This is a genomic window from Alcaligenes sp. RM2 (assembly GCF_052931795.1).
In genome coordinates this window covers 1,220,613-1,242,148 of sequence record NZ_JBRFIO010000001.1, presented here as the reverse complement: position 1 = coordinate 1,242,148, position 21,536 = coordinate 1,220,613, and the positions used below count along the sequence as shown (strand labels likewise).

General features: G+C 54.6%; 21 protein-coding genes and 1 riboswitch. Of the genes, 13 read left to right on the top strand and 8 right to left on the bottom strand.

Features of this window, described 5'->3' with window-relative positions:
* Window positions 1-51: 51 nt before the first annotated feature.
* Window positions 52-963: a LysR family transcriptional regulator gene (locus tag ACU6HM_RS05775; protein WP_446763455.1), complete on the bottom strand. Its 912-nt coding sequence runs from the start codon at window positions 961-963 to the stop codon at window positions 52-54.
* Window positions 964-1,074: 111 nt separating this feature from the next.
* On the opposite strand from ACU6HM_RS05775, the gene metE reads away from it, so the two are divergent.
* From metE to ACU6HM_RS05750, 5 genes are all read left to right on the top strand, one after another.
* Window positions 1,075-3,366 carry a 5-methyltetrahydropteroyltriglutamate--homocysteine S-methyltransferase gene (gene metE, locus ACU6HM_RS05770; RefSeq protein ID WP_446763454.1) on the top strand — a complete coding sequence of 764 codons (2,292 nt, stop codon included), beginning with the start codon at window positions 1,075-1,077 and terminating at the stop codon, window positions 3,364-3,366.
* 241 nt (window positions 3,367-3,607) lie between these two features.
* Window positions 3,608-4,585: a DUF1852 domain-containing protein gene (locus ACU6HM_RS05765; protein ID WP_446763453.1), complete on the top strand. Its 978-nt coding sequence runs from the start codon at window positions 3,608-3,610 to the stop codon at window positions 4,583-4,585.
* Between the two features lie 29 nt (window positions 4,586-4,614).
* Entirely contained in the window at window positions 4,615-5,643 is a 1,029-nt protein-coding gene (locus ACU6HM_RS05760; protein WP_446763452.1) for a methionine synthase, read from the top strand.
* Window positions 5,644-5,895: 252 nt separating this feature from the next.
* Window positions 5,896-6,543 (top strand): TetR/AcrR family transcriptional regulator, encoded by a 648-nt coding sequence (locus tag ACU6HM_RS05755; RefSeq protein ID WP_250757083.1) that lies wholly within the window; start codon window positions 5,896-5,898, stop codon window positions 6,541-6,543.
* 21 nt (window positions 6,544-6,564) lie between these two features.
* A complete protein-coding gene (locus ACU6HM_RS05750; protein ID WP_446763451.1) occupies window positions 6,565-8,277 on the top strand; it encodes an acyl-CoA dehydrogenase family protein in 1,713 nt (570 codons plus the stop codon).
* A gap of 108 nt (window positions 8,278-8,385) precedes the next feature.
* On the opposite strand, the gene ACU6HM_RS05745 is transcribed toward ACU6HM_RS05750, so the two are convergent.
* The gene (locus ACU6HM_RS05745; protein ID WP_009454661.1) at window positions 8,386-8,751 is read right to left on the bottom strand and encodes a VOC family protein; all 366 of its coding nucleotides are present in this window, start codon (window positions 8,749-8,751) and stop codon (window positions 8,386-8,388) included.
* Window positions 8,752-8,822: 71 nt separating this feature from the next.
* On the opposite strand from ACU6HM_RS05745, the gene ACU6HM_RS05740 reads away from it, so the two are divergent.
* The 8 genes from ACU6HM_RS05740 (at window position 8,823) to hisI (ending at window position 15,242) form a co-directional block, all read left to right on the top strand.
* On the top strand, window positions 8,823-9,524 hold the full coding sequence (locus tag ACU6HM_RS05740) for a helix-turn-helix transcriptional regulator (protein WP_031232155.1): 702 nt from the start codon (window positions 8,823-8,825) through the stop codon (window positions 9,522-9,524).
* Between the two features lie 249 nt (window positions 9,525-9,773).
* Window positions 9,774-10,997 carry a zinc metallochaperone GTPase ZigA gene (gene zigA / locus ACU6HM_RS05735; RefSeq protein WP_269513707.1) on the top strand — a complete coding sequence of 408 codons (1,224 nt, stop codon included), beginning with the start codon at window positions 9,774-9,776 and terminating at the stop codon, window positions 10,995-10,997.
* A gap of 63 nt (window positions 10,998-11,060) precedes the next feature.
* Window positions 11,061-12,002, top strand: coding sequence for a GTP cyclohydrolase FolE2 (gene folE2 / locus ACU6HM_RS05730; protein ID WP_446763450.1), 942 nt, complete (start codon window positions 11,061-11,063; stop codon window positions 12,000-12,002).
* 130 nt (window positions 12,003-12,132) lie between these two features.
* Window positions 12,133-12,408 carry a membrane protein insertion efficiency factor YidD gene (yidD, locus tag ACU6HM_RS05725; protein WP_009454655.1) on the top strand — a complete coding sequence of 92 codons (276 nt, stop codon included), beginning with the start codon at window positions 12,133-12,135 and terminating at the stop codon, window positions 12,406-12,408.
* On the top strand, window positions 12,305-12,862 hold the full coding sequence (locus ACU6HM_RS05720) for a SufE family protein (RefSeq protein ID WP_446763449.1): 558 nt from the start codon (window positions 12,305-12,307) through the stop codon (window positions 12,860-12,862). Before yidD ends, ACU6HM_RS05720 begins: the two co-directional genes overlap by 104 nt.
* The gene (locus ACU6HM_RS05715) at window positions 12,859-14,253 is read left to right on the top strand and encodes a dihydroorotase (protein WP_446763448.1); all 1,395 of its coding nucleotides are present in this window, start codon (window positions 12,859-12,861) and stop codon (window positions 14,251-14,253) included. The genes ACU6HM_RS05720 and ACU6HM_RS05715 overlap by 4 nt, the downstream gene beginning before the upstream one ends.
* 25 nt (window positions 14,254-14,278) lie before the next feature.
* Window positions 14,279-14,737, top strand: a complete 459-nt coding sequence (gene fur, locus ACU6HM_RS05710; protein WP_115635190.1) for a ferric iron uptake transcriptional regulator — start codon at window positions 14,279-14,281, stop codon at window positions 14,735-14,737.
* Window positions 14,738-14,765: 28 nt separating this feature from the next.
* Window positions 14,766-15,242 carry a phosphoribosyl-AMP cyclohydrolase gene (hisI, locus tag ACU6HM_RS05705; protein WP_446763447.1) on the top strand — a complete coding sequence of 159 codons (477 nt, stop codon included), beginning with the start codon at window positions 14,766-14,768 and terminating at the stop codon, window positions 15,240-15,242.
* 279 nt (window positions 15,243-15,521) lie between these two features.
* Here the strand turns inward: hisI and ACU6HM_RS05700 are convergent, their stop codons facing one another.
* From ACU6HM_RS05700 to ACU6HM_RS05675, 6 genes are all read right to left on the bottom strand, one after another.
* Entirely contained in the window at window positions 15,522-17,042 is a 1,521-nt protein-coding gene (locus ACU6HM_RS05700) for a tripartite tricarboxylate transporter permease (RefSeq protein WP_021446689.1), read from the bottom strand.
* 3 nt (window positions 17,043-17,045) lie between these two features.
* On the bottom strand, window positions 17,046-17,495 hold the full coding sequence (locus ACU6HM_RS05695) for a tripartite tricarboxylate transporter TctB family protein (protein WP_026482781.1): 450 nt from the start codon (window positions 17,493-17,495) through the stop codon (window positions 17,046-17,048).
* Between the two features lie 147 nt (window positions 17,496-17,642).
* Entirely contained in the window at window positions 17,643-19,001 is a 1,359-nt protein-coding gene (locus ACU6HM_RS05690) for an ATP-binding protein (protein ID WP_446763446.1), read from the bottom strand.
* Complete coding sequence (locus ACU6HM_RS05685) at window positions 18,994-19,713, bottom strand: response regulator transcription factor (RefSeq protein ID WP_446763445.1); 720 nt, start codon at window positions 19,711-19,713, stop codon at window positions 18,994-18,996. The genes ACU6HM_RS05690 and ACU6HM_RS05685 overlap by 8 nt, the downstream gene beginning before the upstream one ends.
* A gap of 314 nt (window positions 19,714-20,027) precedes the next feature.
* Window positions 20,028-20,864, bottom strand: a complete 837-nt coding sequence (gene thiD, locus ACU6HM_RS05680; RefSeq protein ID WP_254499361.1) for a bifunctional hydroxymethylpyrimidine kinase/phosphomethylpyrimidine kinase — start codon at window positions 20,862-20,864, stop codon at window positions 20,028-20,030.
* Window positions 20,861-21,334, bottom strand: a complete 474-nt coding sequence (locus ACU6HM_RS05675) for an NUDIX hydrolase (RefSeq protein WP_009454635.1) — start codon at window positions 21,332-21,334, stop codon at window positions 20,861-20,863. Before ACU6HM_RS05675 ends, thiD begins: the two co-directional genes overlap by 4 nt.
* Window positions 21,335-21,378: 44 nt before the next feature.
* Window positions 21,379-21,497, bottom strand: a riboswitch (TPP riboswitch).
* Window positions 21,498-21,536: the final 39 nt, after the last annotated feature.

The following is a 21,536-nucleotide window of genomic DNA, read 5'->3' as shown; positions in this document are numbered from 1 at the left end:
AAAGCTGCCTTTTCAGAAGGACATTGCTTTTAATGTGCCATCAGGAATGTGCTACTTGTTTGCATACTGCAGTCCACCCGGCCCAGACCCCCGAGCTAGCTGCATAAACGCCTGCAGATAATCAATTACCGTCTCCGTCTCCCTCATCCCCAGAAAAATCTGCTTGGCGATGCCGTGCTTACCCAACCTCACCGGCACCACATCCAGCTTCTCCGCATACTCTTCCACCAGCCATCGCGGCAGCGCCGCTACGCCACGGCCACTGGCAACCATCTGCATCATGATGTCCGTCGTCTCAATCGTTTTATGCCGTCGGGGGGCGATACCAGCAGGCAGCAGAAACTGGTTGTAGATATCCAGCCGGTCTATGTCCACCGGATAGGAAATCAGTATTTCCCTGTCCAGGTCTTTAGGCTTGGCGTAGTCCACATTCGCCAGGGCATGGGCCTGGTTCACTACCAGCACCTGCTCGTAGTCGAATACGGGCTCGAACTTCAGGCCGGGTTTGTAAAGCGGGTCGGGGGTGACCAACAGATCAATTTCATACCCAAATAGCGCACCGATCCCGCCGAACTGGAATTTCTGCTTCACGTCCACATCCACGTCTGGCCAAGCGCTAAGGTACGGCGAGACGATCTTAAGCAGCCATTGATAGCAGGGGTGGCATTCCATACCGATGCGCAGCGATCCTCGCTCGCCTTGGGCGAACTGGCCCAGGCGTTCTTCTGCCAGATCCAGCTGCGGCAGGACGCGATTGGCAACAGCCAGTAGATACTGCCCGGCTTGAGTCAGTTGCAGGCTGCGGCCTTCGCGACGCCAGATTTCTGTGCCCAGTTGCTGCTCCAGTTTCCGCATGGTGTGGCTAAGGGCAGATTGGGTAACGTGCAGCACGGCAGCGGCGGCGGTCAGGGACCCTTGCTTGTCAACTTGCTGGACAACGGCCAGGTGGATGCGCTCTAACATGATACGTGAATGATATTCATGGGTTGGTGAGATAAGACCATTTTACTTCATTGATAAGGCTTCCTACAATGCAAGTCATTCATTCATCCACTGGCCTTTAGAGAGCAGCACATGACGACGATTCATAATCTTGGCTTTCCGCGCATTGGCGCCAAACGGGAACTGAAGTTCGCCTTGGAGTCTTACTGGAAGGGCGAATCTTCGCGTGACGAACTCAAGGCTCTGGGCGCCCAGCTGCGTCAGCGTCATTGGGAAAATCAGGCAGGTCTGGATCTGGTGCCCGTTGGAGATTTTTCTTTTTACGATCAGGTGCTGGATGCCAGCTTCTTGCTGGGCAATTTGCCTGAACGTGTGCAGGACTTTCATGGTGACGAGCTGGATAACTATTTCCGTGTAGCGCGCGGTCGTTCGGCCAAGGGGCTGGAAGATCACAGCGCTTGCTGCGGTGGCGTGGCTGCCGGTGAAATGACCAAATGGTTCGACACCAACTATCACTACATCGTCCCCGAATTTACGGCTGACACCCAGTTCAAGCTTGATGCCTCGCGTTTGTTGGAGCAGCTGGCTGAAGCCAAGGCTCAAGGCGTGAAGGCCAAGCCTGTGATTATTGGCCCCGTGACTTATCTGGCACTGGGCAAGGCCAAGGATGAATCCAACAAGCTGGCTCTGCTGGATCGTTTGCTGCCCGTGTATGTCCAATTGCTGGAGACGCTGGCTAAAGCCGGCGTTGAGTGGGTGCAGATTGACGAGCCTATTCTGGTTACCGAGCTGGATGCCGATTGGCAGCAAGCGTTCAAGACCGCTTATCAGCAACTGAAAGCTGCTGGCGTGAAGTTGCTGGTAGCCACTTACTTTGGTCAGTTGCTGGAAAATGCTGCTTTGGCCGCCAGCTTGCCTGTTGCCGGTTTGCATGTGGATGCCATCAATGATCGTGATGGTGTGGATGCACTGCTCAAGCTTTTGGGTGACGACAAGGTCTTGTCTCTGGGCGTGATCAATGGTCGCAATATCTGGAAAACAGATTTGACCGCTGTACTGGACTGGGTTGAGCCCATCGCCAAGCAACTGGGTGATCGTTTGTGGATTGCTCCTTCCTGCTCGCTGCTGCATGTGCCGGTTGATCTGGACAGCGAAGAAAAGCTGGATGCCGATGTGAAGTCCTGGTTGGCCTTTGCTTTGCAAAAGCTGGATGAACTGCGTGTATTGGGTAAAGCCTTGAGCCAAGGGCGTGATGCCGTCAAGGCAGAGCTGGCCGATAACCTGGCCGCTTTGACTGCCCGTCGCAACTCGCCCCGTGTGAATAATCCTGCTGTGAAAGCAGCGGTGGCGCGCATCTCGGCCGAGCTGGGCAAGCGCAAGAGTGTTTACGAACAGCGTGCTTCCAAGCAAGCTGAATTCCTGAAACTGCCCGCATTCCCCACCACCACGATTGGTTCTTTCCCACAAACGGCAGAAATCCGTCGTGCTCGTAGCGAGTTCAAGGCCGGTCGTCTGGACGAAAACAGCTATCAGGCCGCAATGCGTGCCGAGATTGAGCGCAGCGTGCGTGAGCAGGAAAAACTGGGTCTGGACGTGTTGGTGCACGGCGAAGCCGAGCGTAACGACATGGTCGAATACTTTGGTGAGCAGCTGGACGGCTACGCATTCAGCCAGTTCGGTTGGGTGCAGTCCTACGGTTCGCGCTGCGTGAAACCACCCATCCTGTTTGGTGACATCAGCCGTCCTCAAGCCATGACGGTGGAATGGATCACCTACGCCCAGTCGTTGACTCAAAAACCCATGAAGGGCATGTTGACCGGCCCCGTGACGATCTTGAACTGGTCCTTTGTGCGTGATGACCAGCCTCGCTCGGCTTCTTGCCTGCAACTGGCGCTGGCCATTCGCGAAGAAGTGCTGGATCTGGAAAAAGCCGGTGTGCATGTGATTCAGATTGACGAAGCCGCCTTGCGTGAAGGTTTGCCTCTGCGTAAATCGCAATGGCAAAGCTACCTGGACTGGGCCGTGGAAAGCTTCCGCATCACCGCCAACGGCGTGGGCGATGAGACGCAAATCCACACACATATGTGTTACTCGGAATTCAACGACATCATTTCTTCCATTGCCGATATGGATGCGGACGTGATCACCATTGAAACCAGCCGCTCGGACATGGAATTGCTGGAAGCCTTCGAGAACTTCCAGTACCCCAACGAGATCGGCCCTGGTGTGTACGACATTCACTCGCCCAATATTCCGACCGAGCAGCACATTGTGAATTTGATGAAAAAAGCCGCCGAGCGCGTGCCAGCAGAACGTTTGTGGGTGAACCCCGACTGCGGTTTGAAGACACGTCAATGGGCTGAGGTGATTCCCGCTTTGACCAATATGGTGGCCGCAGCGAAAGTTTTGCGGGCAAGTGCCTGATCAGGTCATGAGCTGAGTTTGGCGGAAAGTCCCGGCCAAATGCCGGGACTTTTTTTGAGGCTGATTCAAACCTGTTTTCTGGCTTCACCAGGAAGAAGAGAGTAAGCAGTGCAGCCCCCTGAAGCAGCTCAGACAATCAGCACAGAGTGTACATAAATAAGATGAATTTATTTTTCAAGACCAATGACTTGGCTCGAAAATAAATTCGAGATTGAAATCAGAAATTAGGGCATACATAAAAATGAATAAAGAATTCGCGTTCAGCATCAGAAGCATCCGTTTTGATGAAAACTACCGTCCAGCCGATAACACACGTATCACCACTAACTTTGCCAATTTGGCCCGTGGTGAAAGCCGTCAGCAAAACCTGCGCAATACTCTGAAGATGATCGACAATCGCTTCAATAGTTTGGCGCATTGGGACAACCCGAATGGGGACCGTTATTCAGTTGAACTGGATATTGTCTCTGTTGATATTGATGTTGAAGGCAATGGTTCTACGTTTCCGACCATCGAAATTCTGAAAACCAGTATCGTTGATCGGAAAGAAAACAAGCGTATTGAAGGGATTGTGGGTAACAACTTCTCTTCGTATGTGCGTGACTACGATTTCAGTGTGGTTCTGCTGGAGCACAACAAGAACAAAAATGGTTTCAGCGCCCCGGAAGGCTTTGGTGATTTGCATGGCAAATTGTTCAAGGCTTTTGTGAACTCCACGCTGTATCAGGAAAACTTCAACAAATCCCCCGTGATTTGCCTGAGCGTATCCAGCAGCAAGGTCTACCACCGTACAGGTAATCAGCATCCCGTATTGGGCGTTGAATACCAGCAAAACGAGTTCTCGCCGACCGATGAGTACTTCGCGAAAATGGGTTTGCAGGTTCGTTATTTCATGCCCCCAAATAGCGTGGCGCCTTTGGCCTTTTACTTCCGTGGTGATTTGCTCAGTGACTACACGAATCTGGAATTGATCAGTACCATCAGCACGATGGAGACATTCCAGAAAATCTACCGCCCCGAGATTTACAATGCCAATTCGGCAGCAGGAATGCGCTATCAGCCTAGCCTGAAAAATGCGGATCATTCGGTTACGCAAATTGTCTATGATCGTGAAGAACGTAGCCGTCTGGCGGTTGAGCAGGGCCGGTTTACCGAAGAAAGTTTTATCAAGCCATACAAAGTTATTCTTGATCAATGGGCAGCCAGTTACGCGCTTTGATTCATCAAAAACAACAAGGTTATTTAATTATGAAAAAATTGCTACCCACCTCCACCGCTGGCAGTTTGCCTAAACCCTCCTGGCTTGCTGAACCCGAGAAACTGTGGTCGCCCTGGAGACTGGAAGGTGAGGACCTGGTCGAAGGCAAGAAAGATGCACTGCGCTTGTCCTTGCAAGAACAATTGCACGCCGGTATCGATCTGATTAGCGACGGCGAGCAAACCCGCCAGCACTTTGTCACTACCTTCATCGAACATCTGGAAGGCGTGGACTTCGAAAAGCGTGAGACCGTGCGTATTCGTGACCGTTACGATGCCAGCGTTCCAAGCGTTGTCGGTGCTGTGAATCGCCCCAAGTCCGTGTTTGTGGATGATGCGAAATTTTTGCGTCAGCAAACGTCGCAGCCGATCAAATGGGCGCTGCCTGGCCCCATGACCATGATCGATACGCTGTATGACAACCACTACAAGAGCCGTGAGAAATTGGCATGGGAATTTGCCAAGATCCTGAACCAGGAAGCCAAAGAGCTGGAAGCCGCAGGCGTGGATATCATCCAGTTTGACGAACCTGCTTTCAACGTTTTCTTTGACGAAGTGAATGACTGGGGTATTGCTACGCTGGAACGTGCCATTGAAGGTCTGAAGTGCGAAACCGCCGTGCACATTTGCTACGGTTACGGCATCAAGGCCAACACGGACTGGAAAAAGACCCTGGGTTCGGAATGGCGTCAGTACGAAGAGTCCTTCCCGAAGCTGCAGCAATCCAAGATCGACATCATTTCGCTGGAATGCCAGAACTCCCACGTTCCTATGGATTTGATCGAACTGATCCGTGGCAAGAAAGTGATGGTTGGCGCCATTGACGTGGCCACCAACGTGATTGAAACCGTTGACGACGTGGCCAACACACTGCGCAAGGCGCTGAAGTTTGTAGACGCTGACAAGCTGTACCCTTCCACCAACTGCGGGATGGCACCGTTGCCACGCGCCGTGGCTCGTGGCAAGCTGCACGCCCTGAGCGCCGGTGCTGAAATCGTTCGCAAGGAACTGTCGGCCTGATAGGTTTGATACCTTCGCGCTAGCTAGTTTCAGACAGCCCCCAGCAAACAGTATTGATGGCTTTGCCATCGCTGTTGCTGGGGGCAGTTTTATTGGGGCTGCTGATCGTGTTGCTTTAAATAACAGATGCTCCCAAGCCGCCTGCAATGCCAGGAGGCGAGTATTTTGACACCTCTGCTTAACGAAATTCTTGTCCACCACAAAGAAATGAACTAGGATTCACTCATGTAATGAATCAGAGTTCACTTCTTTATGGCCTATCGTCAAACCCCCGCCGTTGAAGCCCGTCTGCAAGACAATCGCGGCCGTATTCTGGAAGCGGCTCGCGTTTTGGTCAGTGAAGGTGGCTGGCAGGAAGCGCAGGTAGCCAGTGTGGCGGCCGCAGCCGGTATTGCCACCGGGACGGTCTATCGTTACTTCCCCTCCAAGGCCGAGCTGTTTGCAGAAGTCCTGTCGTTGGTGTCACAGCGTGAGGTGGATGTGCTCACGGACATTGCGCAGGCTGACGGAGCCTCTATGCTGCGCCTGCATGCCGCAGTCTCAACATTCGTAAAACGCGCCATGCGTAATCCTCGTCTGGCGTATGCCTTGATTGCCGAGCCATGCGATAAGGAAATCGACGCGGCTCGTCTGGTGTATCGCGCCGCGATCAGCCAGGTCATTCACTCCATTGTTTCCATGGGGCAAGATGCCCAGGAAATGCGCCAGGATGTGCAGCCCGATATTGCGGCTACCGTCATTGTGGGCGGTTTCATGGAAGGGCTGATTGGCCCGCTTTCTCCTTTAAGCCGTCAGCAGCACGATGGCACGGACAGTTACCAGCGCCAAGTGGCTGCGCTGGCTGACCAGATTGCCCAGATGGCGTGCGCCAGTGTGGCAGTCCTTTCTGCCACGCCTTAGAAAAACAGTTCGGAGACAACCATGAACCAAGCGCTTCCCCTCAGCATTTTGAATGCGCCCGAGGATCGTTACAGCACGCATCAGGTTTTGAATCAGGCTTTGCCCGCCAGTGGTTTCAATGCTTTTACGGGTGATCAGGTTTTAACTGAGGCCATTCGCCGCGAAGCCCCGTGGGCCGAATTGCGTTGTCAGGCTTTGGGGGCGGTGGCTGGTGATGAAAATGTTCAGGAGTTGGCCCGTTTGGCGAACCGTCATATCCCTGAACTTAAAACGCATGATCGCTTCGGCAACCGGATTGATTGGCTGGAATGTCACCCCAGCTGGCATGAATTGATGACCCTGGCCTGGCAGCACGAGGTGCCGAATTTAAGCTGGCGTACGCAAGAGAAAAACGGCCACTTCGCTCGTGCGGTCTTGTCCTATCTGTGGAATCAGGTGGAGCATGGTACGGGTTGTCCGACTGGCATGGCGTATGCGGCGTATGCCGGTTTCGAGGCTGAACCTGCTTTGGCGATCTGGGCGGACAAGCTCAACGGGACGCGCTACGAATACAGTCGTCGCGAAGTGGGGGACAAGCCCTCGGTGGTCATTGGCTATGCGATGACAGAAAAGCAGGGCGGTTCAGATTTGCGCGAGACGCAGACTACTGCGCGCTTCTCCCATAGCGCGGATTATCACGGCGCTACGGCGCATTGGTATGAGCTGAGGGGGCATAAGTGGTTTTGCTCAGTGCCGCAGTCTGATGGCTTTTTTACGCTGGCTAAAGTCAATGGTGGTGTTACTTGTTTCTTTTTGCCCCGTACCTTGCCGGACGGCAGCTATAACCGCTTTTTTGTACAACGCCTGAAGGACAAGGCGGGCAATCGTTCCAACGCGTCCAGTGAAGTGGAGTATGCGGGCACGCTGGCAATTCGGGTTGGGGAAGAAGGGCGCGGTATTCGGGAAATTCTGTCGCACTCGCATTTGACACGTCTGGATTTTGCGATTGGCTCGGCGGGTTTGATGCGACAGGCGCTGACCTTGGCCCTGCGTCACACGACATCACGCAAGGCTTTTGGAGCCTCCATTGCCGATCGGCCCATGATGAGCAATGTGCTGGCGGATATGGCGGTAGAAGTGGAAGCGGCAACCTTGATGTCCTTGCGCGTGGCCAAGGCCACTGACCTGATGCAAAGCAGTGACCACGAAAGGTTGCTGGCTCGGGTGGCCACGCCTGCGGCTAAGTACTTCAATTGCTCGCGCGCCCCCTCCATTGCGAATGAGGCTTTGCAATGTCACGGCGGCAATGGCTTTATTGAAGAAAACCCCATGGCCCGTGTGTATCGAGAGGCCCCCTTGAACAGCGTTTGGGAAGGGACGGCGAATATGATGTGCATGGATGTGCGGCGCGCCATGATCAGAGATCCGCTTACGGTGGAGGCGGTTTTCAATGAAATCAGACCCTTGGCCGGGCAAGACAAGCGATTCGATGCACTGGTACAGCACACTGAGCGTTTGGTTCGGGCGGCAATCGAGGATGAGTTCCTGGCCCGCCCCATGACCGAAGCCGTCGCCCGCGTTTTGCAGGCGGCCGAGCTGCTGCGCTATAGCTCTCAAGAAGTGGTGGATGTGTTTTTAAGTACGCGTAGCGGCGGGGAAGTGGGGGCTTGGGGAGCGCATTACGGTACTTTGGGAGTGATGGCATCTTCGTCAGTCGCGCAGAAAATTATGCGCAGAGCGATGGTGACAGATTGATTTGTGCTGTTTGTAGATCCTGGAGTGAGCAGGGGCTATCTGGATCAAGTCCGGGATAGCCCTTGTTCTTTGAAGTCCGACGGCTTTGCAAGTAATGCAGCGTCAGTCTTACGCTGCTGTGCAGACTCTTAATCGGTGTCCATCCGGGTCCAGTGCAACGAATGTGCGCCCAAAAACGGCTGTCATGGGCTCTTGCTCTATGGTGATACCCGCAGTCACCCAGTTTTGATACAGCTGATCAACAGCCGCATCATCGTCCACTAAAAAAGAAAGCTCGGAGCGATGCCCAGTTCCGGATGATACAAAGCTGGCTGCCTGGGTAGACCACAAACCCAGGGTCAGGTCCTTGTTCAGTTCAAACGCGACATAGGTGGGGAAGGATTCAGCGGGCGCTTTTTGAAGCAGCTTCTCATAGAAAAGGCTGCTGGCGGCGGGGTCTTGGACATAGAGCAGCAAAAGGTTTGGGTGATTCATGATCGCTCCAACAAGGTGATTGAGCAGATCATTATGGGTGACCATGCTGCCAAAAAATGGCAGTATCTGGCATGGCCCGAGCAGAACGACTTCTTTCCCTTTTACAAGTGCTACGCCGACACAAGCGCCCGGTGAGTGGTGCGCGGCTGGCCCAAGAGTTGGGTGTCAGCATTCGGACCTTGTATAGGGACATTGCTTCCTTGCAGGCGCAAGGTGCCGATATAGAAGGGGAGCCGGGAGTCGGTTATGTGCTGCGACCTAGTTTCATGCTGCCACCCTTGATGTTTTCTCAAGCAGAGCTGGAGGCCTTGATACTGGGTTTTCGCTGGGTAGAAAAGTTTGCGGACGAGCCGCTGACCAAAGCGGCTGGCGATGCCATGGCCAAGATCTCTGCGGTCTTGCCCGATAGCTTGAGAGACAGCCTGGACAGCACCGCTTTACGGGTTGGGCCTAGAGTGATTCAGGATGCTGAGCTTGTTGATCTCGGCATTGCGCGTACAGCGATTCGTTTGCAGCGCAAGCTGCGCATCACTTATATAGACGGGGCAGGCCAGGAGTCGGAGAGAGTGATCTGGCCTTTTTCCTTGGGCTACTTTCAGCACTTCCGGATTCTGGTGGGCTGGTGCGAATTGAAAGGGGACTTCCGGCATTTCCGGACGGACAGGATACAGCGCTTGGTCTGTCTGGAGGAGTCTTATCCCCGGCATCGGGCTGACTTGTTCAAGCAGTGGCGGGCAACACAAACAGAGCTACGCTACGTGCCTGACACCTGACACCTGACACCTGACACCTGACACCTGACACCTGACACCTGACACCTGACACCTGACACCTGACACCTGACACCTGACACCTGATTCCTGTGACCTTGCTTTGTGAAAACCGGTTTCTCTGTCCTGATCGTCAAGCCCTCCTTGCAAGAGGGTTTTTTCTTTGCCAATTATTGTTATGTTATAACATCTCAAAATTGACAGAAGTCCTCTGCAAGGAACTGCCCATTGATGCCTCAAGGAAGAAGAGAAATGACGATGAACCTCGATAACACGCCAGTCGATCCCGCAGCCCGCATTCCCGTAACGGTTTTGTCCGGTTTTCTGGGTGCGGGCAAGACGACTTTGCTGAACCACATCCTGAACAATCGCGAAGGCCGCCGCGTGGCCGTTATCGTGAACGATATGAGCGAGGTCAATATTGATGCCGCTTTGGTTCGTGACGGTGGTGCCGAGCTATCGCGCACCGATGAAAAGCTGGTGGAAATGAGCAACGGCTGTATTTGCTGCACCTTGCGCGAGGACTTGTTGTTGGAGGTGGACCGTCTGGCCAAGGAAGGGCGTTTTGATCAGTTGGTCATTGAATCCACCGGCATTTCAGAGCCACTGCCCGTGGCTGAAACGTTCACCTTTGAGGGCGAGGATGGCCGCTGCCTGGGTGAAGTCGCGCGCTTGGACACTATGGTCACGGTAGTGGACGCCTTTAACTTTCTGCACGATTACAGCTCGCAAGACAGCATCCAGTCCCGTGGCGAATCTTTGGGTGAAGAAGATGCGCGTACCGTTGTGGACCTGTTAATTGAGCAGATCGAGTTCTGTGATGTGCTGGTTCTGAACAAGATTGATTTGATCAGCGAGCCAGAACGCGAGCGCCTGATGGCCATTCTGAACAGTCTGAATCCCCGTGCTCGTATTGAAACAGCCGAGTTCGGCCAGGTGCCCTTGGACCGCGTTCTGAACACCGGTTTGTTCGATTTTGAAGAGGCTTCCAAGGCCCCAGGCTGGTTGCAGGAATTGCGTGGTACTCATACCCCGGAAACCGAAGAGTACGGCATAGGCAATTTTGTTTACCGCGCCCGCCGTCCATTCCACCCGCAGCGTTTCAAGGCACTGGTCGAAAGTGAATGGCCTGGGGTGGTGCGCTCCAAAGGCTTTTTCTGGTTGGCGAACTTCCCGACTCTGGCGGGCTCCTGGTCACAGGCTGGCGCGGTGGCTCGCTATCACGTGGCGGGTTACTGGTGGGCGTCCATGCCGCCTGAACGCTGGCCGGAGGATCCCGAAGCGGTAGCGCTGATCAAGGAAAAATGGGACGAACGAGTAGGGGATGCGCGTCAGGAGTTGGTTCTGATTGGTATGGATATGGACGAGGAAGCACTGCGCGCCCGTTTCGATGCCTGCCTGTTAAGCGATGAAGAAATGGCCAGCGGCCCCAGCACCTGGACAACATGGACGAATCCGTTTGCAGACTGGCCTTGATAGCGTTGAGGTCTTGCCAGGTCTTTGCCAGCGTGAGCAAGGCCTTTTGATTGGATGTTGAGTATGACTGTTGTACTTCCCGACCCGGCTTTGAGTGATTTCTCTCATGGCCTGACTCCGCTTTCCTGGGTGGGTATGGAGGGAATCGATCTGCCCATTACCGTGCTTGAACGAGGCTATAAGCAGCAGTTGCATGCGCGGGTGGATGCTCAGGTTGATTTGCCCTTGGCACATGTAAAAGGGATACATATGTCCAGGCTGTACCGCTTGCTGAATGACTTGCCGCCAGAACAGTCCTTGTCACCGTTAAGGCTGCGGCGTCTTTTGCAAGGCATGGTGGATAGCCAGCAGGACTGTGGAACGCGCAGTGCAAGACTGTGTTTTCGCTTTGATTTATTGGTGCGACGGCCTGCCTTGGTCACGCAGGGTCTGGCCGGCTGGAAATCCTATCCCGTCGTGCTGGAGGCCAGGCTTTCGGACGATATGTTTATGTGCAAGGTGCAGGTTCAGATAGCTTATTCGTCGACCTGTCCTTGTTCGGCTGCGCTGGCTCGGCAGTTGATTGAACAGGGCTTTATGCAGGCCTTTGGAAAGCAGCCTGTCTTGCATGCAGATGAGGTAGCTGCCTGGTTGCACAAGCACGCCAGTCTGGCCACTCCACATAGTCAGCGTAGTCAGGCTCTGGTTCACATCCAAGTATCGGAAGACAGTGAGGATTTTGGGTTTTTGACGCTGATTGATCGCATTGAAGAGTCATTGGCAACACCCTTGCAAACCGCCGTTAAACGAGCAGACGAGCAAGCCTTTGCCGCCTTGAATGGTCAGAACCTGATGTTTGTGGAAGACGCGGCGCGTCGTATAGAAGCGGCCTTGGGGGGCTATCAGAATCCTGGTGTTCAGGTCCGACATCTGGAGAGTCTGCATCCCCATGATGCAGTGGCGTTCAAAACTCCTGTATCGGAAGGGATGCCTTTTTTGCGGCTGAGCGGGGGCGTAGCGCCATGAATGTTCTAGTCCTTGCTGTCTCGTGCCAGACCCACTCCATGGGTCAAACTTTCTTGCTATTGGCGCAGCCAAGCAAGCTCGCGATATGTCCATTTGAGCGGGTATGTTGCTCCCATGCTTGGGAGCTGCGATGAAAACCGTTCTTGTCTCTGTTCTGGTCCTGCTTGTTCGCGGCTATCAGCTTTTTATTAGCCCATTGCTGGGGCCACGTTGCCGCTTTTATCCAACTTGCTCCCAGTATGCGATTCAGGCTTTGCAGGCGCATGGCCCCCTCAAAGGAACTTGGCTGGCTGCACGGCGCCTTGTTCGTTGTCACCCTTGGCATCCGGGCGGGCATGACCCTGTTCCAGCTCTTGATGATCGGGGTAGGCAATCGCTCAAGCAAGCAGGAGAAGACCGTGGGTAAGGCTGCAGCACCAGAAGAGTCCATAGTTCAAGCCCAGCAAGCCATTGTGGAGAGTTTCCAGTTCCTGGGGAACTGGATGGCCCGCTACGAATATTTGATTGATCTGGGGCGCTCCTTGCCGGACTTCCCGGACGAATGGCGTACCGAGACGAACCGTTTGCATGGCTGTCAGGCACAGGTCTGGATGGTGTCTGAATTGCGTGATCACAAGTTGTTTTTTCAGGCCCGTAGTGATTCCGCCATCGTCACCGGCTTATTGGCTTTATTGATGCAGGTGTACTCGGGGCGTTTGCCGCAAGAAATCCTGTCCCATCCCCCTGACTTTTTACGGGCAATTGAACTGAAGCAGCACTTGTCACCGAATCGCGCCAATGGTCTGTTTCGCATGATGGAGCGGATTCGTTTGACGGCACAAGACGCTCTGGATGTAGAAGCCTCAAAGGTAAAACCATGACGCCAGTAATCCCGAAGGCCTCTACCTCCCGGACTGCAGAAACCGCCAGGCAGCATACTTTGCGTCATGCCGATTTGCTGCTCTGTGGCGCTACGGTAATGACACCTAATGGGGCCGAGCGTCTCGACATCGCCTGTGCGCAAGGCCGGATTACGGCTCTTGGTGATTTGTTGCCCGGCTGGAGTGCAGACTGTGTGCTGGACCTTAATGGCCTGCATGTTTTGCCAGGGGTGATCGACAGTCAGGTGCATTTCCGAGAGCCGGGGCTGGAGCACAAAGAGAATCTGGAAGCGGGTACACGGGGCGCAGTCCTGGGCGGCGTGACGGCGGTTTTTGAAATGCCCAACACCTATCCCTTGACCTTGGGTGCTGCCGATTTGCGAGCCAAGCTGGATGCTGCTCAAGGCCGAAGCTGGTGTGATCATGCCTTTTATATCGGTGGCTCTGCCTTGAATGCCGATTCCTTGCAGGAACTGGAACAGCTCCCAGGTTGTGCAGGCATCAAGGTCTTTATGGGCAGCTCCTTTGGAGACCTATTAGCGGATGAGGACGCCGTGCTGCGTCGCATCTTGCGTCATGGTCGCAGACGGCTGGCAGTACACGCCGAGGATGAGGCCAGGCTGCGTGAACGCAAATATATCGCCCTGGATAGTGGCGACGTGCGCCAACACCCGATTTGGCGTGATGTGGAAAGTGCCTTGAAGGCAAGCCAACGCATTGTTCGTCTGGCGGAAGAGGAGAAGCGCCGATTGCACGTGTTGCATGTGTCTACCGCAGAGGAAATGCAGTTTCTGGCCGCGCACAAAGATCGCGTAACGGTAGAAGTGACCCCACACCATCTCAGTCTGCAAGCCCCCGACTGTTATGAGCGTCTGGGCAGCCTGGCGCAAATGAATCCCCCGGTGCGCGGGCAGGTTCATCAAGACGCGCTGTGGCAGGCGATTCGTTCGGGCGTGGTGGATGTCATTGGCAGCGATCATGCACCTCATACCTTGCAGGAAAAGTCTCAAGCCTATCCCGCCTCACCCAGTGGCATGACTGGCGTGCAAACCTTGCTGCCCGTGATGTTGAACCATGTACACGCAGGCCGCCTGAGTTTGCAGCGACTGGTGGATTTGACCAGTGCCGGACCTGCCCGGATTTTTGGACTGGAAGGCAAGGGACGCATAGCCCTGGGTTTTGATGCGGATTTCAGTATTGTGGATTTGAAGGCACGCCGCCGCGTCCGCAATGACTGGATTGCCAGCGTCAGCGGCTGGTCTCCCTACGACGGCATGCCAGTTGTGGGCTGGCCGATTCACACCATTGTGCGCGGCCATTGTGTTGTTCGTGATGAAGTCCTGGAAGGGCAGGCGCAAGGCAGGCCGCTGCGTTTTCTGGAAGTCCCTTAACCGCCCGTTCAGCAAGGAGTACGTCGTGACGGATTCAAAAGAGCTTAAAGAGCGAGGCCTGAAGGTGACGACGGCTCGTATCCAGATTCTTGAGATATTCCAGGCCCCCGGCATTCGTCATTTGACGGCAGACGATGTGTATCGCCAACTGATCCGGCAAGGCAGTGAGATTGGCCTGGCGACTGTCTACCGGGTGCTGACCCAGCTGCAACAGGCAGGCTTGCTAAAGCAGGTTTATTTTGAATCCGGCCGGGCGCTGTATGAGCTGGACGATGGCGAACACCATGATCACCTGATTTGCACGGACTGCGGGCGTGTGCAGGAGTTTCATGATCAGACGATCGAGCAGCAGCAAAAAATGATTGCTCAGGAGCGGGGCTTTCAGGTTATGGAACATAGTCATGTGGTGTACGGACGCTGCCTGAATCCGGATTGTGAATATCGCCCGGAACCCATGATGACAAGGAGAAAACATGAAGGCTAAAGGACAAGACACAAGATCTGCTGACAATATGGCAGTACAAATAAACCGCCGAATCTCGGTAGAGCAGGTGGAGGAGGGCCACGAACTGGCCCCCAAATTTGACGAACAGGGCCTGATTGCCTGCATCACGACAGACGCTAACAATGGCGAGGTCTTGATGCTGGGTTACATGAACCGGGAAGCCCTGGAAAAGACCATACAGACCGGTGAAGCCCATTACTGGAGTCGCTCGCGTCAAATGCTCTGGCATAAAGGTGCCAGCAGTGGACTGGTGCAGACGGTAGAGGAAATGCGTATCGACGACGACCAGGATGCGGTGTGGTTACGTGTGCGGGTAGCCGGTTCCGGGGCCAGTTGCCACGTAGGCTATCACTCCTGTTTCTACAGACAGGTGCCGGTTGGTGTCGAGCATAGCAAGGGTCAGGATCTGGTCTTTGTGGAGTCCGCCAAGACCTTTGATCCCAAAGACGTGTATGGGGATGTGCCCAATCCCACTATGCTTTAAAGGGTGCTTATGCAACGGTTCCCATCGAGGCGGTTCATGCGGCCTTGATTGCCGGTTTTGGCTGGGTCATGGTGTACGGTGCGCTGACTGCCTTTGCTTTGGCGGCCTTAAGTCATCTGGTGTTTGGTTCCGCCAGGAAGAGTGCACAGGCGTGTTGCAGTCCTGGATAGGGGCAGGCACAAAAAAAGCCGGGCAAATGAGCCCGGCTTTTTCTTATGGAGGCTGCGGTAAAAGCATTGCGTTTAGCCGATCCCCCCATGACTAGTGGGTGTCAGAGTTTCAAGCCTTGGCCAGGGCTCCCAGCTTCTTCTGGCTATTCGAGCGCCAGAACGAGTAGCTCAGTCCCAGCATCAGCAAGATGCACGCAATAATAAAGACCATGCTGATCGGGCGCTCCAGGAAGATCATGGGGTCACCACGAGAAAGCAGCAGGGCGCGGCGGAAGTTTTCTTCTACCATCGGTCCCAAGACAAAGCCCAGCAGCAAGGGGGCCGCCTCAAAGCGCAGGCGCATGAAGAAGTAACCCAGCACCCCAAACAGCAGCACGATATTCACATCGAACAGGTTGTTGTTGGTGCTATAGACACCCACGCACACAAAGAACAGGGCCGCGGGGTACAGGTACTTGAAGGGCACGGACAGCAGGCGCACCCACATGCCGATCAAGGGCAGGTTCAACACCAGCAGCAGGATGTTGCCCACCCAGAAACTGGCGATCAGGCCCCAGAACATATCGGCGTGCTCGACCACCATTTGCGGGCCAGGCTGGATGCCGTGAATGATCAGCGCGCCCAGCATCAAGGCCATGACCGGGTCGCCGGGAATGCCCAGGCTCAGGGTAGGAATGAAGCTGGTCTGGGTAGAGGCACTGGTGGCGGCTTCGGGCGAAGCAATGCCCTCAATCGCACCACGTCCAAAGCGCTCGGGGTTCTTGGCAACTTTCTTTTCCGTGGCGTAGGCAATGAAAGACGCAATGGTCGGGCCAGTGCCGGGCAGAATCCCGAAAGCCGCACCAATCGCAGTACCGCGCACCAGAGCGCCTTTGGATTGCTTGATATCGCCTTTTTCCGGACGCAGGGAACGGGTGGAGACTTTACCAATGGCCTTGGTGTGGCCGCTATTGATCCGGTTGATGTTCTTGAGGAAGTCCGCAATACCGAACAGGCCCATGGCCAGCGCCACAATCTGCAAGCCGTCCTGCAGTTCCGGAATATTGAAATCAAAGCGCGATACACCACTGTTCACATCCGTACCGACCACGCCAAAGATCAAACCCATGACGACCATGGCCACGCCCTTGATGGCAGAACCTTTGGCCAGTGTGGCGCCGGCCAGCAGGCCCAGCATCATCATGGAAAAGTATTCAGCCGGGCCGAATTTGAAGGCAATATCGACCAGCGCGGGCGAGAATAGAATCATGGCCAGAATGCCGATGGTGGCCCCAAAAAAGGAGGACAACATCAACATGAACAGAGCCGATCCGGCTTTGCCGTTGCGGGCCATGGGGTTGCCGTCCAGACACGCCACTGCGTGCGAGGCGGTACCGGGCAGATTCAGCATGATGGAGGTAATGCCGCCACCGTACTGGGAGCCATAGTAAATACCGGCCAACATAATCAGGGCGGCGGTCGGGGTCATGGCGTAGGTCAGGGGCAGCAGGATGGAGATGGCTGCCAGCACACCCATGCCGGGCAGCACCCCGATCAGGTTCCCCATGAACACGCCAAACACGGCCCACATCAGGTTGTCCAGTTGAAAGGCAACGCTAAAGCCGTGCATCAGGTTAGATAGAATTTCCATGGCTTAGCCCCAAGTGAACAGGGGGAATTGCAGCTCCAGCCCCCAGGAGAAAATAACCACACCCAGCAGCGTCACGAAAATGGACAGCAGCAGGGCGGTGAGCCAGGAATGTTCCTTGTCGCCCATGGCAGAGATGAACACCAGGGCAAAGGTGGCGGGAACCAGTCCGCCGTAGCGACCCAGAATAATGAAGGCGATGATGCCACCCACAATCGCCATCCAGCCACGCCATTGCGGCGGGCCGTAGTCCTCCTCCTGCTCATCGTCGTGCGCGGCGGTCTCTACAAACAGGTACAGAGCGCCCAGCACAATCATCACGATGCCCAGCAGAAACGGGAAGTAGCCCGGTCCCATGCGGGCCATGGTGCCCAAGGAGTATTTCTGTCCCATCAGGACGGTAAATACGCCTACTCCCACCATCAGGCCGGCTGAATAATATTTTTGTCTGCTCATGAATCTCCTCATTCCCCTAAAGCAAGCATGATTTTTATAAACCCTGAAAAAGAGCGATTAAAAATGAGGCTAGCTTAGCGGAGCAGGAGAGGGCTTAGGGTGACAGTTTCATTACCTTTTGGTCATGTTTGAACGGTTTGGTAAGGCTTAAACAGGCAGCACAATGGTGACTTTCAAGCCGGATACTCCTTTGGAGAAAATCAGCTCGCCCCGGTGCAATTCAATAATGGCGGCAACGCTGGTTAATCCCAATCCAAATCCTTCACTATTATTATTGAATCTATAAAAATACTTGCCTACGTTTTCATATTCGCTTTCTGGTAATCCCGGGCCATCATCTTCCACAATGATGGAGATTTTATTGTCAAAGCGTTTTTTAATTTCAACGCTGGCATGGGAATGGGCGTATTTAACAGCGTTATCCACCAGATTGGCTAAAGCACTGGCTAATAAATTGCTGTCGCCATTAATAATGACTCTGTCGATTTTCTTTTTCTGCAGCGTGACGCCCTTTTCTTCAGCGAAAAAGCTGTACAAGTCCAGAACGTCTTCGGCAATCACTTCCAGATCGCAGGCCTTGAAGTTCTGTCTTTGCACACCGGCATTCAGCTCGGCAATTTGTAGCAGCTTGCCCAGCAGCACGCTCAGGTTCTCTACTTCTTCAATCGCGTCTTGTTGTGCCTCCCGGACATGGGGCGGGACACCAGGCAGGTTCTGGGTTTCACGCAGCTTGCCAACGATGCGGGTGAGCGGGGTGCGGATATTGTGGGCCACGGTATCGGAGATATGCCGTGCGCCTTGCATCAGGCTCTCGATCTTGTCCAGCATGCGGTTGATGTCGTGGTGGATCAGGCCAAAAACGTCCTCGCTCTCGGAGGTGATGCGCTTGGAAATGTCGCCCGCGCCTACCTGTTCCGTCAGCAGGCGGATGCGGCCCACGCGGTATTTCAGCTCATTGCTAAAGACATAGGCGCCCAGAATTACTAGCATCAAGGCCAGGATCATGGAGGTGACAATGATGCGGCTAAGCATGGCGCGCAGCTCGATCAAGGTGCCCAGCTCGTGGCCGACCACCAGGGTTTCTCCGCCGGACAGTTTGGTGACGCGGACATTGCCTTCGGATAGCGCGTCGATATGCTTGATCTGCACTTCCACCACTTGTCGTTCTGGCAGGTTGTTCAGGCCGGGGATCTCGCTGATATTGCCCACCAGGGTGTGATTGAATTCGTCCAGCAGCAGATAGATTTCCTGGCCCGAATCAATCCGGTCCGAGAGGGTTAGCTCGATCATGCGCAGGATCTCTTCGCGCCCGCCGACTTCGTAGGCAATGCTAAGACGCTGTACGGCGACGTTGATTTGCCGCAGGTGCTCGTCGCGCAAGGCTCCAAACACCTGAACGTAGAAAAAACCGATTAAAAAGAGCGTGGTGAAGATGGCCAGGATGCTGTAGTTCAAGGTCAGCCGGAAGGAGGTGGACTCCCACAGGCGTTTGATGAAATCAATCATCGCAGCGCTTTAGCTTGAAACCGTCGATGCTGTCCTTGTCGCTAAGTACATAGCCACGGCCACGCACGGTATGGATCAGGGGCGTGGCGCCTTCCTTGTCCACCTTGCGCCGCAAACGACTGACCAGCACACCAATCACATTGGATTGGGGGTCGAAGTTATAGCCCCAGACCACTTCCAGAAGCATGGTGCGGGTAACGATCTTGTGGCTGTTCATCAGCAGGTAGGACAGCAGCTTGATTTCACGAGGTTGCAGCTCCAGCACCTCGTCGCCACGGGAGATTTTCTGGTTGCGGATATTCATGACCAGATCATCCACCTGCAGATTCTTGATTTCTGCATTGTCACTGCTGCGGCGTATCAGGGCATGCAGGCGGGCGGCCAATTCCTGAAAGGAAAAGGGCTTGATTAAATAATCATCGCCACCGGCTTTCAAACCATCAACTTTGTCGTCTACGCCGGATAAGGCACTTAATACCAGTACAGGGACTTTTTTACCTAAAGATCGCAAAGTAAAAAGAATGGACAGGCCATCGACATTATTGGGTAGCATGCGATCCAGGATAATCACATCCCATACGTCTTTCATGGCATTTTCCAAACCGGAAACGCCATCATGACTGGTCACCACCGAATAGCCCAGCTCGGATAAGCCATTCACTAAATACCGGGCATTTTCCCGGTCGTCTTCAATCAGTAAGCAATTCCACATTTGGCTTCTCGGAGATTTATGAAGTGGCAGACTCATCCATTCCAGAAATGGATTGATCAAAAAGGCTGATCCCGACTATGAGGCGAACATGACAAAACGGTAATGTTTGATGTCAGGAAATATAAATATTGATTCATCCTGTTAATACTGTCATGTGCTCTGAATTATAGGAGTAATTAGTCAGCACATTATTCTAATAAAAGTCTCAGGGCTGTCGGGCTGGAAATCCGGAAATGCGCCGGAAATTGTCTGGGATGTTTGTCCATTGGCTAAAAAATGCGGGTGGCGCTATGAGGCCCAATACAAGGTGGGCTCTATTCCTGGATTGGGGAGGTCGCCTTACTCTCTGCAGGTGACCACAAAGCATGGAAGTGATGGACCGGACCTTGCCCCAAGCCAATCCGCAATTGGTCAGCCGCGGCCAAAGCGCCATTCAAGTATTCCTTGGCCAAGCCTACCGCGGTCGGTACGCTGCGGCCCGGTAACAGAGCAGCAATGGCGGAGGACAGCGAACAGCCCGTGCCATGCGTGTTGCGTGTCGGAATGCGTGGCGACTGAAAAACATGGCTTTGCCCTTGGCCTTGCAGCAAATCCACACTGTCCGGGCCGTCCAGATGGCCGCCCTTTAACAGCACCCACGCAGGGCCCAGCAAGCACAGTTCGCTTAAGGTGCTGTGCATCTCTTGCAGTGAGGCGGGTTCCGGTTTGTGCAGCAGATCGCCCGCTTCGGGCAAGTTGGGGGTAAGCAGGGTACACATGGGCAGCAGCCTGTCGCGCACGACGGACACGGCTTCGGGGCTGAGCAAACGATCCCCGCTTTTAGCGACCATGACCGGGTCCAGCACAATCGGGCAGTCCAGACCGTGATGGTGCAGGCGGTCTGCAATTGCTTCCGCAATCCCTGCATTGGCGATCATGCCGATCTTGATGGCATCCACGCGCACATCCTCAAACACCGCATCCAACTGGTCCGCCACAAAGTCCGGCTCCAGCGCCACAAAACACCGCACACCCTGGGTGTTTTGCGCGACCACGGCGGTAATCACGCTCATGCCATAAGCGCCCAAGGCATACATGGCTTTCAGATCAGCCTGAATACCGGCACCGCTGGTCGGGTCCGTGCCCGCAATACTCAAGACATTGGGAATCATGCTTGGCCTGCTTGATCTTGAGTGGTAGCCAATGCCAGTGCCCGACGGGCAACTCGTACTACATCAAAGCTGTGTGCCACATCCAGACTGTCCAGTTCCGCATTGCTGAACCAGCGCGCGTCCAGAGCGTCATCGCCTGCTTGCGGCTCACCTTGCTGCCAGCGAAACAGCACGGCAATCAGAATGAAATGCGAATAGGCCAAAGGTCTGGCGCTGGGTTCGCGGTCAAATACATCCAGCGCATCAAAGAGCTGCATGGCCTGGCCTTGTACGCCGGTTTCTTCGGTCAGTTCCCGATGGGCCGCCGCCATGATGGTTTCGCCCGCGCGAATCTTGCCACCCGGAAAGGCCCAGCGTCCTGCATCGGGGCGATTGGCGCGGCGTATCAGCAAAATCCGGTCTTGATGGATGACGGCAGCCAGGGTGGCGGCAACCGGGCCGATGGGGGAGGGAGAGTGGTCAGAAGACAAGATAGCAACTCCTAGTCAAGGATAGCCATCCGGCAGCAAGCGGCGAGCAGGTACAGACCCGTCCCTTCGCCGGCATGACCCGGATCAGGTTCAACGGGTCACTGCGGTGCAATCTGCTCGGGCAGTTTCTCAGCCTGCTCGCCAGGCTCCCCTCGGTGAAAAGACCGTTTCTGTAAAAACGGTCTGGGCGAGTATACCTGTC

Bases quoted from the DNA above. Each gene is read 5' to 3' on its own strand.
- ACU6HM_RS05775 (WP_446763455.1), bottom strand. From the start codon at position 963: ATGTTAGAGCGCATCCACCTGGCCGTTGTCCAGCAAGTTGACAAGCAA.
- metE (WP_446763454.1), top strand. From the start codon at position 1,075: ATGACGACGATTCATAATCTTGGCTTTCCGCGCATTGGCGCCAAACGG.
- ACU6HM_RS05765 (WP_446763453.1), top strand. From the start codon at position 3,608: ATGAATAAAGAATTCGCGTTCAGCATCAGAAGCATCCGTTTTGATGAA.
- ACU6HM_RS05760 (WP_446763452.1), top strand. From the start codon at position 4,615: ATGAAAAAATTGCTACCCACCTCCACCGCTGGCAGTTTGCCTAAACCC.
- ACU6HM_RS05755 (WP_250757083.1), top strand. From the start codon at position 5,896: ATGGCCTATCGTCAAACCCCCGCCGTTGAAGCCCGTCTGCAAGACAAT.
- ACU6HM_RS05750 (WP_446763451.1), top strand. From the start codon at position 6,565: ATGAACCAAGCGCTTCCCCTCAGCATTTTGAATGCGCCCGAGGATCGT.
- ACU6HM_RS05745 (WP_009454661.1), bottom strand. From the start codon at position 8,751: ATGAATCACCCAAACCTTTTGCTGCTCTATGTCCAAGACCCCGCCGCC.
- ACU6HM_RS05740 (WP_031232155.1), top strand. From the start codon at position 8,823: ATGGCCCGAGCAGAACGACTTCTTTCCCTTTTACAAGTGCTACGCCGA.
- zigA (WP_269513707.1), top strand. From the start codon at position 9,774: ATGACGATGAACCTCGATAACACGCCAGTCGATCCCGCAGCCCGCATT.
- folE2 (WP_446763450.1), top strand. From the start codon at position 11,061: ATGACTGTTGTACTTCCCGACCCGGCTTTGAGTGATTTCTCTCATGGC.
- yidD (WP_009454655.1), top strand. From the start codon at position 12,133: ATGAAAACCGTTCTTGTCTCTGTTCTGGTCCTGCTTGTTCGCGGCTAT.
- ACU6HM_RS05715 (WP_446763448.1), top strand. From the start codon at position 12,859: ATGACGCCAGTAATCCCGAAGGCCTCTACCTCCCGGACTGCAGAAACC.
- hisI (WP_446763447.1), top strand. From the start codon at position 14,766: ATGGCAGTACAAATAAACCGCCGAATCTCGGTAGAGCAGGTGGAGGAG.
- ACU6HM_RS05700 (WP_021446689.1), bottom strand. From the start codon at position 17,042: ATGGAAATTCTATCTAACCTGATGCACGGCTTTAGCGTTGCCTTTCAA.
- ACU6HM_RS05695 (WP_026482781.1), bottom strand. From the start codon at position 17,495: ATGAGCAGACAAAAATATTATTCAGCCGGCCTGATGGTGGGAGTAGGC.
- ACU6HM_RS05690 (WP_446763446.1), bottom strand. From the start codon at position 19,001: ATGATTGATTTCATCAAACGCCTGTGGGAGTCCACCTCCTTCCGGCTG.
- ACU6HM_RS05685 (WP_446763445.1), bottom strand. From the start codon at position 19,713: ATGTGGAATTGCTTACTGATTGAAGACGACCGGGAAAATGCCCGGTAT.
- thiD (WP_254499361.1), bottom strand. From the start codon at position 20,864: ATGATTCCCAATGTCTTGAGTATTGCGGGCACGGACCCGACCAGCGGT.